We start from the raw sequence: 12034 nt of genomic DNA, 5'->3' as shown, positions 1-12034 counted from the left end.
CACACGCGACTCGCGTGTGTTGCGCAAGAGGTAACACCTATTCAAGTGACATGACAAGATATTGTAAAGAGGGATATGTAGGTGTAAGAGGGGCCCTATGGGGACGGGGAAACCGTCCCCCGGCGGGTGGGCCGGGGCACGGTCCCGAGGTGGCGAACGCCTGTCAGGAGAACGGGATCCAGGCCCGTTCGGCCAGGCCGTCGAGGGTGTTGATCTTGAGTCCGAGGTCGGAGACCGTCCACAGCTCGTCGCCGATGACGACCGAGCGGCGGATTCCCGGGTCGTAGGCGGCGAGACGGGTGTTGTTCGCCCGCTTGCGCGCGGAGTGCTGGATCGTGCCGACCTTGGTGATCTCGGTGTCGCCGATGTCGAGGACCACGGCGGCCCCGGTGGTCGGCTCGCTCCCGGTCCAGGAGCTCAAGGGGATGACCGCGGTGCCCGTCTTCGGCCAGTACAGGAAGGCGTGCGGGTCCCACTCGGCCTCGGAACCGGAGTCCTTCTGGAACATCTGCGACAGGCGGCGCGGGGCGGCCGGGTCGCCGACGTCGAACAGGGAGACCTGGGTGCCGAGCGTGCGTCCCTGCTCGCTCGCCTCCTGGCCGACGCCGATCAGCCGTCCCTCACCGGCCGGGTGCAGGTACGCCGAGTAGCCGGTGATCTTCAGTTCGCCGGTCGCCCTCGGCGCGGCCGGGTCGCGCAGGTCGAGCGTGTAGAGCGGGTCCACCTGGCGGAACGTCACCACGTAGCCGAGCGGGCCGATGAAGCGCACCGAGTAGATCCGCTCGCCCCGCCCGAGCCCGCCGACCTCGCCGGTCTTGACCAGGGTGTCGGCCTTGAGCACGTGGACGGAGCTGGAGGTGTTCGGCACGCCCCGCGGCTCGACGGCGGGGTCGACGGCCGGGTCGGGGGCGGGAGCGGTGGACGGGTCGGCCGACAGGTCGGCGGACGGGGAGGCGGACGAGCCGGCGGACGGGCCGGCGGACGGGGAGACGGGCCGTGCGGGCAGGGTCAGGGTGGTGGCGACCCGCAGGTGCCCCTCGTGTTCCGACAGGGAGTACTGGTTGAGCAGCCTGCCCGGGACCCTGCCCGAGGCGACGTAGCGCGGCGCGCCGGGCGCGGTGACGTCGAACCGGTGGATCTCGGTCTCCTCGGGAGGCTCCACCGGCTCCGCCGACGGCGTGCCGGTGGCGGGCGAGGAGACGACCGGGGTGGCCGTGCCCGGCGTGACGGCCGGGGGCTCGGCCGGGACCGGCGAGGTGACCGGCGCGCTCGGGGCGGGCTCGGGGGAGGCGGTGGACGCGTCCGGGGCCGGTTCCGGCAGCAGGCTCGGCTGCGGGTCGAGGCCGGGGACGGCGCCCGGGGCCGCCGGGGCGTCCGGCGCGGTCGTGCCGGGCGTGGCCGTCGAGACCGCCGGGGGAGCCGGGGACGCCGGGGGCGGCGAGGACGCGGTGGGGGTGGCGGCCGGGGTCGCCGGGGCGTCGTCGACGATCACCGAGTCGATCGGCCGGGGCGACCACCAGCCCGGGTTGCTGGTCACGTACAGGCTGGAGCCCGTCCCGTAGACGGTGTCGCCGTCGGCGACCACGCTGATCGGGGCGGTGTCGGTGAGCGTTCCGGCCAGGTCGAGGGTGTGCACGCTCAGCATCGACGTGCCGGTGTACTTCGCGGGGTGGCTGATCCGCTCGCATCCGACGGTGCGCTTCGAGGCCGTCCCGCCGGTGGGCGCCAGCTCGTACCGGGGCAGCCACGCCTCGATCGGCGCCTTGGCGACGATCTCCGCGTTCCGCCGGGTCCGCTCGGCCTCCGAGACGTCGCCGTGGTCGGGGAACTCGATCCGCGGCTGGTTGCGGACCACGATCCGCACGGTCGAGCCGACCATCCGGGCGTCCACGTGGGAGCCCTCGGGGGTGAGCGAGCCGATCACCTTCGGCTTCCCGGACAGGTCCACGAGGGCGTAGTGCGGCCCGCCGATCGCCGCGCGCTTGGACGTCGCGCCGAACGGGACGATCCCGCCGCCGGAGAACAGCACCAGTGCCCGGTCACCGCTGACCAGCAGGTCGGCCGGGGCCCACATCTCGGGGTTCACCAGCCTGAGCGTGCCGGTGACCTTCCTGGTCGCGGTGTCGACCACGCGCAGCACGCCGCGGTTCACGGTGATCACGCGCTTGCCGTCGGTCTTGACCAGGTCCGGCTCGTCCACCCCGGCCTCGTGCACGTTCGTGGTGGAGTGCTCGGGCGCCTCGCCCCCGCTCTTGGCGGAGGCGGCCGAGTCCCGCGCCGTCGCGTACAGGATCGAGGGCCCGCCGAGACCCCAGGGGCCGACGTTCCCGGCCGTGGACGCGCGCAGCCCGGCCAGCATGTCGTCGCAGCCGTCGTAGGCGACCAGCGTGACCGGGGGCAGCTTGACGGTGCCCTGCGTGGCCGTCCTCGTGCCCGGCGCGCCGCCGGTCCCCGTCTGCGTGCACGCGGTGGCGAGCAGGGCGGCGGCCAGGGTGACCGCGCCGACGGTGCCGGCCGTACGCGTCGATGTCCTCATGCCCCTATGACGGATCGCGGGGGCGGGCGGTTCAACGGCTTGCTACCGGTTGGTAGCCATGACGGGTCCGTCCCGATTACCCTGCGAACATGGCCGTTCCCCCCGAAGTGACGCGGGCCCTGTCCCCCCGCATGATCGAACGCGTCGTACGACACGTGGCCTCCACCGGCAAGACGCAGGAGATCGTCGCGCCGTTCACCGGTGAGGTCCTCACCGAGATGCCCGTCTCCACCGCCGACGACGTCCGCGACGCCTACCGGGCCGCGCACGAGGCGCGGCGGGCGTGGGCGGCGCTGCCCGCCCGGGAGCGCGCCGAGCCCTTCCTGCGCCTGCACGGCGCGATCCTCGACCGCCGTACCGAGGTCCTGGACATCCTGCAGTGGGAGACCGGCAAGGCGCGCAGGCACGCCTTCGAGGAGGTCCTCGACGTCGCGGGCTGCACCCTGTACTACGCGCGGCGCGCCCCCGGCCTGCTGGAGCCCGACCGGCGCGTCCCCTTCATGCCGCTGGCCACCAGGACGGTGGAGAACCACCGCCCCAAGGGGGCGGTGGCGGTGGTCTCGCCGTGGAACTACCCGCTCTCGCTGGGCGTCACCGACGTCGTCCCGGCGCTGCTGGCCGGCAACACCGTGGTGCACAAGCCCGACACCCGGACCGCGCTCTCCACGCTCTGGACGATCGACCTGCTGGTCTCGCTGGGCATGCCCCGGGAGATCTGGCAGGTCGTCCTGGGCGAGCCCGCCGAGGTGGGCGACGTGCTGATCGAGGGCGCCGACTACGTGGCGTTCACCGGCTCCACCCGGGCCGGGCGCCGGATCGCCGAGCAGGCGGGCAGGAACCTGATCGGCTGCTCGCTGGAGCTCGGCGGCAAGAACCCGATGCTGGTGCTCGACGACGCCGATCTCGACCTCGCGGCCCAGGGCGCGCTGCGCGCCTGCTTCACCAACGCGGGGCAGCTCTGCCTGTCGGTCGAGCGGCTCTACGTCCACGACTCCGTCCACGACGCGTTCGCCGACAGGTTCGTCCGCCAGGTCGGCAACATGAGGCTCGGCGCCGGGTTCGACTGGAACCTGCAGATGGGCTCGCTCTCCTCCCGGCGGCAGCTGGAGGCGGTCACCGCGCAGGTCGACGACGCCGTGGCCAAGGGCGCCCGGGTGCTGGCCGGAGGCCGGGCCCGCCCGGACCTGGGCCCGTTCTTCTACGAGCCCACCGTGCTGACCGGCGTGGACGAGAGCATGGAGCTCTGCCACGCCGAGACCTTCGGGCCCGTCGTGGCGCTGTACCGCTTCGGCGACGACGACGAGGCGGTGGAGCGGGCCAACGACACCGCCTACGGGCTCAACGCCTCGGTCTGGACCCGCGACGTGGCGCGCGGCCGTGCCCTGGCCGCCCGGATCGACGCGGGGACCGTCAACGTCAACGAGGGGTACGGCTCGGCCTACGCCTCCTACGACGCCCCCATGGGCGGCATGAAGTCCTCGGGGCTTGGCCGCCGTCACGGGGCCGAGGGCCTGCTGAAGTACACCGAGTCGCAGACCGTCTCCAGCCAGGCCCCCTGGCTGGGTTTCGAGCCGATCCTCGGCATGACCTACGAGCGGTACGCCGACACCCTCGTGAGCGTCTTCAAGGTCCTCAAGGCGCTCCGGGTGAAGTGAGGTTCCGTGTTCGACCATGACGTGCTGGTGATCGGATCGGGATTCGGCGGCAGCGTCTCGGCGCTGCGGCTGACCGAGAAGGGCTACCGTGTCGCCGTGCTGGAGGCCGGGCGCCGCTTCGACGAGAGCACGCTGCCCAGGACGTCCTGGCGGGTCCGGGACTTCCTGTGGGCGCCCGCGCTGGGCCTGAAGGGCATCCAGCGCATCCACGTGCTCCGCGGCGAGAAGGGCACCGGCGTCATGGTCCTGGCGGGCGCGGGGGTCGGCGGCGGTTCCCTGGTCTACGCCAACACCCTCTACGAGCCGCACGAGGCGTTCTTCCGGGACGCCCAGTGGGCGGGCATCACCGACTGGAAGGCCGAGCTGGCCCCGTACTACGACCAGGCCAAGAGGATGCTGGGCGTGGTGCTCAACCCGACCGTCACCCGCGCGGACGAGGTGATGCGCACGGTCGCCGAGCGGATGGGCGTGGGCGACACCTTCCACATGGCCCCGGTCGGCGTCTTCTTCGGCACCCCGGGCGTCGAGGTCGACGATCCCTACTTCGGCGGGGCCGGGCCGCGCCGCAGCGGCTGCACCGAGTGCGGCGAGTGCATGACGGGCTGCCGCCACGGGGCCAAGAACACGCTGGTCAAGAACTACCTGCACCTGGCCGAACGGGCCGGTGCCAAGGTCTTCGCCGAGGCCACGGTCACCTCGGTCGCCCCGCTGGAGGGCGGCGGCTACCGCGTCGAGGTGCGCAGGACCGGCACGCCCTGGCGCCGGCGCGTGCTCACCGCCGAACAGGTGATCTTCGCGGCCGGGACGTACGGCACCCAGCGGCTGCTGCACCGGCTCAGGGCGGACGGCACCCTGCCCCGGATCTCCGACCGGCTGGGCACCCTCACCCGGACCAACTCCGAGGCGCTGCTCGGCTTCGAGCGCCTGTCGGTGAAGGGGGAGAAGCTCAACCGCGGGGTGGCGATCACCTCCTCCATCCACCCCGACGCCCACACGCACATCGAACCGGTCCGCTACGGCGACGGCTCCAACGCGATGGGCATGCTCCGCTCCCTGCTCATCGACGGCGGTGGCACCCCGCGCTGGCTGAGGTTCCTCGGCGAGGCCGTACGCGGGCCGCACCGGGTGGCGCGGCTGTTCGACCATCGCCGCTGGTCCGAGCGCTCGATCATCGCCCTGGTCATGCAGGCCAAGGACAACTCGATCACCCTGTCGGCGCGCCGGGGGCCGTTCGGGCGGCGGCTCCGCTCGGGGCGGGGGCACGGCGAGCCCAATCCCACCTGGCTGCCCGCGGGCCACGAGTTCGTCCGGCACGCGGCCGAGGAGATCGGCGGCATGCCCGGCGGCTCCTGGCTCGACCTGTTCGACATCCCGGCCACCGCGCACTTCCTGGGCGGCTGCGCGATCGGCGCCGGACCGGAGACCGGGGTGATCGACCCCTACCACCGCGTCCACGGGTACGAGGGCCTGCACGTCGCGGACGGCTCCGCGGTCTCGGCCAACCCGGGCGTCAACCCCTCGCTCACCATCACCGCCCAGGCCGAGCGGGCGATGGCCCTGTGGCCCAACCGGGGCGAGCCGGACCCGCGTCCGACCGTCGGCTCCCCGTACGTCCGCCTGGCGCCCGTCGTCCCCAAGAACCCGGCCGTCCCGGCCGCGGCCCCCGGGGCCCTGCGCCTGCCCATCGTCCAGATCACCTGACGGGAGGCGCCGATCTTCTCGCGCCGGGGCACGGCAGGGCGTCCGCCGATCCCGATGTGCTCACGAGCGGGTCCGGTCCGTCGCGGGAGAGATCACTGCCCCCACCTCTCCGGTTCCCGTCGTCCGTACTCGACGAGGAGTTCCAGGGCCCGCCGCTGGCCGGGGCTCATGTCGGTCGTCATCATCTGCCCGAACCGTGCCGTGCCGGCGACGGCGGACGCCTGCTCCTCGGTGAGCTCGGCGGGTATGTCCGCGGGCAGCAGGCCGGGCAGCATCGCGTAGAGCTCACCCGCGATCTCCTCGACGCGAGGGTCGTCCGTGCCGGCGTCCGCCAGCGCGGCCAGTCTCAGGTTCCACCCCTGCCAGGGTGAGTCCTGTCCGGCACCGGCGAGATAGGGGTCCACGAGCTCGGGTGCCGCCACCTCGGCCGCCCGGAGGAAACCGGCCTCGTCCCGCGGCACACCGAGGCCGCGCACGGCCGCGGCGAGCTCGGGCGACAGTGTCGGGTCGTCCCCGTGTTCAAGGAGGCGCGCTATCACGGCACGGCGGCGCTGGATCTCCGACCCCCTGCCGGCCAGTTGCGTGTCCAGCTCGGTGAGGATCTCCCTCATGTCCGCCCCGCCGGTGTCCGCCAAGGCGTCGGCGACCTCGCCGAGTCCCATGCCGAGCGCGGTGAGCCTGCGGATCTGGAGCAGGCGGCTCAACGCGTTCATGCCGTACCTCCGGTAACCGCCGGAGGTGCGCTCCGGCTCGGCGAGCAGCCCGATCCGGTGATAGTGACGTACGGTTCGCGGGGTCACGCCCACGAGCTTGGCGATCTCGCCTATCAGCAACATGGCGACCAGTAGAACCCCTGTCCCTGCGACAAGGTCAACCCCGCCGAGGCCGCGTCCGCAGGGTCAGTGGCCGCTGGCCTCCCGGCACGCCTCGGACGCCCCCGCCATCGTGACGGCGGTGATCGCGCGGGCGGCGTCGCCGAGCGCGGTGAGCTGCTCGGGCGTCAGCACGTCGACGACGAGCCGGCGCGCCTCGCGGACGTGACCGGGGGCGATCTCCTCGACCCTGGCGAAGCCGGCGTCGGTGAGCCGCGCCTGCGTGCGCCGGCCGCCGCGGCAGGCCTCGCTGTGCCGCTCGACCCAGCCGGATCGCTCAAGGCGGGTGATCGCGTGGGAGAGCCGTGAGAGCGACCCCTGAGACAACGCGGCCAGGTCGCTGAGCCTCACCGTGCGGCCGGGCGCCTCGGAGAGGGCCGCGAGCACCTGGTACTCGAAGGAGTTCACGCCGGCGTCGCGCTTGAGCTGCGCGTCCAGTGCGGGCGGCAGGGTCATGAACAGGGCGACCAGTGCCCGCCATTCGCGCTGCTGGTCGGGCGACAGCCACGGCGGGTCGGGCTCGGGGGTGTCTTCGCGAGGGGTATCGGAACTCACACGCCAATCCTACCTGGTGACTTGAACATTCAAGTCGTTCGGCATATCGTCGACTTGAACATTCAAGCCGACTCGTTCGTCAGGGGAATCCCATGTCCGTGCTCCGCGTCGACGCCTCCATCCAGGGCGACCGCTCCGCCAGCAGCGCACTCGCCGACCGCATCCTCGACGAGTTCGCCGCCGCCCGCCCCGGAGTGCCGGTGGTACGGCGTCACCTCGGCCGGGACCCGCTGCCCGCGCACGCCTGGGAGACCGCGATCTCCGGCAGCTTCCTTCCGGAGGCGGACCGCACCGCCGCGCAGCGCGAGGCGCTCGCCACGGCCGAAGGGCTTGCCGGCGAACTGCGGCAGGCGACAAGCGCCGTGCTCGCATTGCCGCTCTACAACTTCGGCGTCTCGCAGCACGTGAAGACGTGGATCGACCTCACGCTCGCCGGAGCGCCGCACGGCACCCGCCTGCTCGACGGCACGCCGACCGTCCTGGTCACCACCCGCGGTGGTGCCTACGGTCCCGGCACCCCGCGCGAGGGGTGGGACCACAACATCGACTACCTGCGCCGGATCCTCGCCGACATCTGGGGCGCCGACCTCACGGTGGTCGAGCGCGAGTTCACGCTCGTCGGCGTGAACCCGGCTCTCGACGAGTTCACCGAGATCGCGGCGATCATGCACAAGACGTCCGAGGAGGCGGCGGCCGAGGCCGGAAGGGCCCTCGCCGCCCGGCACGCCGCCTGATCCCTCGCGGGGAACCGGTTCCGGACGGCCGGCGCGCCGACGGCCTGAGCCTGATCGAGCGGCGAACGTTCTCGGGCGGGGCGGCCCGCACCGGATACGCCCTCTGAACGCTCCCGCGGCACCCGTCCCTGCTATCAGGTACCTTATAGTCAACTATCAGGTGCCTGATAAGGGGTGGATCGTGAGAGTTCTGGTCATCGGGGCGGGGATGGGCGGGCTGACGCTGGCCCAGGCACTGCGCCGCAACGGGATCGACGTGGTCGTGCACGAGCGCGACCGGGCTCTGGAGGCCACCGGCGGATACCGGCTCCATCTCGACGACCGGGCCTGCGCGGCACTGCGCCGCCACCTCGCGCCGGCCCACTACCAGGCGCTGCTGGCCAGCTCGGCCGGGCCGCAGGCGTTCACCCGGTTCGCGGTCGCCGACCACAGGATGCGGCTGCTGTTCGCCGAACCCCGCGAGCGGGCGTCGGAGACGCTGATGATCGGCCGGATCCCGCTGCGGCGACTGCTGGCCCACGGCCTGGGCGACGCGCTGCGGCTGGGGTCGGAGTTCACCGGGTACCGGACCCACCCCGACGGCACGGTCACCGCGTCCTTCGCCGACGGCGGCACCGACCACGGTGACCTGCTGGTCGGTGCCGACGGCGTGCGGTCGCGCGTCGCGCGGGCGCTGGCCGGACGTCCGACGTCCCTCCCGGCCGGGGTGAGCGGCATCGCCGGCCGCACCCCCCTGACACCCGGCACCCGGCCCCTGATCCCCGCGTTGCTGGCACGGGGGCCCGCCCTGGCGTTCGGCCCCGGCGGCGTCGGGCTGTTCCTCACCGTCCACGACCCCGGCTCCGGTACCGCGGTCGACTCCGCGACCTGTACGGAGATCGCGCCGATCACCGAGCCGCCCACCCTGATCTGGGGTGCGCTGGCGCCGGACAGGGCCTACCCCGGCCGGCCGCGCGAGCTCGACGGCACCGCGCTGGTCCGGCTCGCCGGCTCACTCCTGCATGGCTGGGACGGGGCCGTACGCGCGCTGGTGCGCGCCGCCGACCCCGCGACGGCGGCCTTCTTCGCCTTCCACGCCGCCGACCCCGACGCCGACCTCACCCCGTGGCCAGCCGGTGCCGTCACCGCGCTGGGCGACGCCGTCCACGCCATGCCTCCCACCGGGGGCAGGGCCGCGGCCACCGCCGTCCGCGACGCCGACGTGCTCGCCGAGGAACTGCTCCTGGTACGGGACGGGGAGTCCACGATCCCGCTGGCGGTGCACCGTTTCCAGAACCGGATGGCCGCCTACGCGGGCGAGGCCGTGCGCACGTCGATGCAGCCGTTGCGCTGGATGCAGCGGCTCGCCACACCGGCGGGGACCCGGGCCTCCCGGATCGCGCTGCCGACCGTCGCCGCCGCCGCACGGCTGGGCCGCACCCTCACCGGGGCCCGCGGTGCCTGAGGCGCGGCCCGGCGAGGGGACATGGCCCGAGGGCGAACCGGACCTGCCGCTCTGGGAGCTGATCCAGACCTCCTACGTCGTCGCCCGGGGCTTCACCGAGGTCTTCGGCGCCGTCGGGCTCACCCCCACCCAGTTCGGCGTGCTGGCCTCACTCGCCGACGGCGACGACCTCAGCCAGGCCGAACTCGCCCGAACGATCATGGTGCGGCCGCAGAGCCTCGGCGAGGTGGCCGCGTCCCTGATCGAGCGCGGCCTCGTCGAGCGCGACGGGCCGGGCGGGCGCGGACGCCGCGCGGCACTGCGCATCACCGCCGAGGGTCGGGCGATCCTCGGCCGCGCCCTGCCCGGCGTCATGGCCTTCAACGCCCCGCAGGCCATGGGGCTGTCGGACACGGACGCCGCCGAACTGGTCCGGATGCTCCGCACCGTCCGCGCCACCCTGTCCTCCGGGGGAGGTCCCGGATCCGAGTGATCGGATGCGTCGTTGCCGCACCGAAGGTCCTCGGCTGGCAAAGACCGGCGTCAGGCCACCGCATGGCGGAGCCGCTCGCGATCCTTTTCCGGAAGCCGCTGCTGGAGGCGTCGGGCGCGGATGAGCGAGTCCGCGATCTCGCACACCTCGGCGAGCTCCACTTCCATGGACGAGACCTCGGCAAGGCGATTCCTGTGAAGCCAGGTCGCCACCTCGGCCCACGACCACAGGCTCACGCGGGGACGCCGCACCTTCGGTTCGGGGAAGTCTCCCGGCCCGCGGCGGCCGACGGCCCAGTGATCGGCCGTGGCGAAGGTCCGGCCGGTACGGTCGGCGATCTCGGCGAGCGTCACGAGGTCCTCGCTCACCCCGGTCACCTCGACTCCCGCCGAGCGTCCCTGGGCGATCGCGGACGCGACGGCCTCCACCGCCCCGGCGGCCTCACGATCGAACGCGGCGACACCGGGCCCTCCCGCGGCGGGATCGAGTGACACTGTGGCGTCGTCCCATCCGGCCTCGTACAGAGCGTCGATCACCGCTTCACCGCTCGGAGCCGTGAAGCGGAGTTCGAAACTGTAGACGGTCATGGGACTCACCCTCCCTCTGGTAGGTCGTTCTCGAACCCGTGCGGGCACTGGTCGACGAGACGTCGCAGCCGCTTGGCGTGCTCCTCGGGTGAGCGCGGTGTCGACCAGATGGACGTGGGAGGTTTGCATCCTCGATGCCCTCCGGGACATGAGGCACGTCCCCAGGCATGGCCTCCTGCCTTCTCGACGATCCAGCCTGCGGTGATCATGTAATCGATCGCCGCTCGTATCTCCTTGTTGGGATGCCGATCCATGCAGGAATGATGATACCTGATGTAGAGCTAATTCTACAGAACACGTAAGGCGATGAGATGGAAGGCCGGTAGGCCGTACCTCGTCGAGCGGAATCCTCGGATTCACCACTTATGGCCTCCCTCCTCAAGGTTCTGCTCGCCGTGGAGTTGGGACACGAAAGCGCTGCTGTACGACGAGAGCCTCCCGGTCGTCGACCGGGAGGCACTCGTGTCTCCGGAGCAGAAACTGGAAGTCGAACTCGCCCTTCTCGGTTCCGTCGATGAAGGCGTCCCAGCCGCCGGTGCTCACCACGAAGGGGGGCCTTGTGGAACCCCTGTGACGACGCGGCCACAAGCTACGCTGAAGCTCCAGCCCAGGGGACGTGACCGAAGGGGGTGGGGCGACGATGAGCGTGCACCTCGAGCACGAGCCCCTTCATGGCCTCGCCCGCCGGGTCGTCCGGTTGGCCGAGGAAACCCAGCACGCCGCTCAAGTGCTCGAACGCCGCCTGGAAGCGCTGGAACACCGCACCGGAGTCGCCGACAGAGCCGAACGCATCCTGAGCATTGCCGTCAGCATGCGAACCCACCTTGGCCAGGACGAACTGTCCACCGATGACCTCTACGGCCCGGACACCGTCCTGCCTTGCCAGGAGAGTGCTGCCCGGTCCTCCACTTCTTGCCGGTTCGCAGGTTGATTCCCACGATCCGGGCTGCCTCGCGCGTACTGAAGCCCTGATGCGTGAGTCGGAAATATTCCTCCTGCTCACGCATCAGGGCTCGTGACTCCTGCGATCTCCGGTTCTTCCAGATCTCGAGGTCCATCGCACCCCTTCAAGCCGGAGTGTTGCGACGACCGCTAGAAGGAGCAGGTGGCTGAGGGTCCTTGTGTCTTTTGGGCACCTTGGAAGTCGAATTCGCCCTTCTTGGCTACGTCGACGAACGCGTCCCAGACGCCGACGCTCACCACGAAGGAAGCCTTCTCCGGGGCCTCGGTGTCGCGCAGGCCGACCCTTCCCCCCGGACAGCGGAGCCACCTCAAGGCAGTCGCCGCCGTTGGGGCCGCTCTTGGTCGCCTTACGCCAGACCGCGTTCTCCAGCTCCTTGCTCAGGTCCACACTTTCTCCGCCTCTCTGATCAACCCGGTGGAGACGTGCTGAGATGTGCATGAACTCGAATCATGTCGTACCCGATTCCCCGCATCAGTGAGACACGGACATGCCAGCCGACCACGGGCCGGGGCAG

The 12034-nt window shown here is 71.9% G+C and carries 11 protein-coding genes and 1 pseudogene; 6 read left to right on the top strand and 6 right to left on the bottom strand.

Annotated elements, in window-relative coordinates; all coding sequences use genetic code 11:
• Positions 1-163: 163 nt before the first annotated feature.
• Positions 164-2536 (bottom strand): beta-propeller domain-containing protein, encoded by a 2373-nt coding sequence (locus ABD832_RS06615; RefSeq protein ID WP_344889867.1) that lies wholly within the window; start codon positions 2534-2536, stop codon positions 164-166.
• Positions 2537-2625: 89 nt separating this feature from the next.
• On the opposite strand from ABD832_RS06615, the gene ABD832_RS06610 reads away from it, so the two are divergent.
• Positions 2626-4191: a succinic semialdehyde dehydrogenase gene (locus ABD832_RS06610; protein ID WP_344889864.1), complete on the top strand. Its 1566-nt coding sequence runs from the start codon at positions 2626-2628 to the stop codon at positions 4189-4191.
• A 6-nt stretch (positions 4192-4197) separates the two neighbouring features.
• On the top strand, positions 4198-5892 hold the full coding sequence (locus tag ABD832_RS06605) for a GMC oxidoreductase (protein WP_344889862.1): 1695 nt from the start codon (positions 4198-4200) through the stop codon (positions 5890-5892).
• Positions 5893-5984: 92 nt separating this feature from the next.
• On the opposite strand, the gene ABD832_RS06600 is transcribed toward ABD832_RS06605, so the two are convergent.
• On the bottom strand, positions 5985-6728 hold the full coding sequence (locus tag ABD832_RS06600) for a MerR family DNA-binding transcriptional regulator (RefSeq protein ID WP_344889859.1): 744 nt from the start codon (positions 6726-6728) through the stop codon (positions 5985-5987).
• A 63-nt stretch (positions 6729-6791) separates the two neighbouring features.
• The gene (locus ABD832_RS06595; protein WP_344889857.1) at positions 6792-7319 is read right to left on the bottom strand and encodes a MarR family winged helix-turn-helix transcriptional regulator; all 528 of its coding nucleotides are present in this window, start codon (positions 7317-7319) and stop codon (positions 6792-6794) included.
• Between the two features lie 92 nt (positions 7320-7411).
• Here ABD832_RS06595 and ABD832_RS06590 point away from each other — a divergent pair, with 92 nt between their 5' ends.
• From ABD832_RS06590 to ABD832_RS06580, 3 genes are all read left to right on the top strand, one after another.
• Entirely contained in the window at positions 7412-8053 is a 642-nt protein-coding gene (locus ABD832_RS06590) for an FMN-dependent NADH-azoreductase (protein WP_344889854.1), read from the top strand.
• Positions 8054-8234: 181 nt separating this feature from the next.
• Positions 8235-9497, top strand: a complete 1263-nt coding sequence (locus ABD832_RS06585; protein ID WP_344889851.1) for an FAD-dependent oxidoreductase — start codon at positions 8235-8237, stop codon at positions 9495-9497.
• Positions 9490-9969: a MarR family winged helix-turn-helix transcriptional regulator gene (locus ABD832_RS06580; RefSeq protein ID WP_344889848.1), complete on the top strand. Its 480-nt coding sequence runs from the start codon at positions 9490-9492 to the stop codon at positions 9967-9969. The genes ABD832_RS06585 and ABD832_RS06580 overlap by 8 nt, the downstream gene beginning before the upstream one ends.
• 50 nt (positions 9970-10019) lie before the next feature.
• On the opposite strand, the gene ABD832_RS06575 is transcribed toward ABD832_RS06580, so the two are convergent.
• Positions 10020-10556, bottom strand: coding sequence for a hypothetical protein (locus tag ABD832_RS06575; protein WP_344889846.1), 537 nt, complete (start codon positions 10554-10556; stop codon positions 10020-10022).
• Positions 10557-11196: 640 nt separating this feature from the next.
• On the opposite strand from ABD832_RS06575, the gene ABD832_RS06570 reads away from it, so the two are divergent.
• Positions 11197-11487 carry a hypothetical protein gene (locus tag ABD832_RS06570; protein ID WP_344889843.1) on the top strand — a complete coding sequence of 97 codons (291 nt, stop codon included), beginning with the start codon at positions 11197-11199 and terminating at the stop codon, positions 11485-11487.
• Here the strand turns inward: ABD832_RS06570 and ABD832_RS42050 are convergent.
• Positions 11453-11614 (bottom strand): annotated as a pseudogene (locus tag ABD832_RS42050) (IS30 family transposase); the annotation flags it as partial. The gene ABD832_RS06570 and the pseudogene ABD832_RS42050 sit on opposite strands and share 35 nt — an antisense overlap.
• Positions 11563-11958, bottom strand: coding sequence for a DUF397 domain-containing protein (locus tag ABD832_RS06565; protein ID WP_344889840.1), 396 nt, complete (start codon positions 11956-11958; stop codon positions 11563-11565). The pseudogene ABD832_RS42050 and the gene ABD832_RS06565, both read right to left, overlap by 52 nt.
• Between the last annotated feature and the right edge of the window lie 76 nt (positions 11959-12034).

Source organism: Streptosporangium longisporum (assembly GCF_039534895.1).
Classification (GTDB): Bacteria; Actinomycetota; Actinomycetes; order Streptosporangiales; family Streptosporangiaceae; genus Streptosporangium; species Streptosporangium longisporum.
This window is presented reverse-complemented; position numbering and strand designations above follow the sequence as displayed.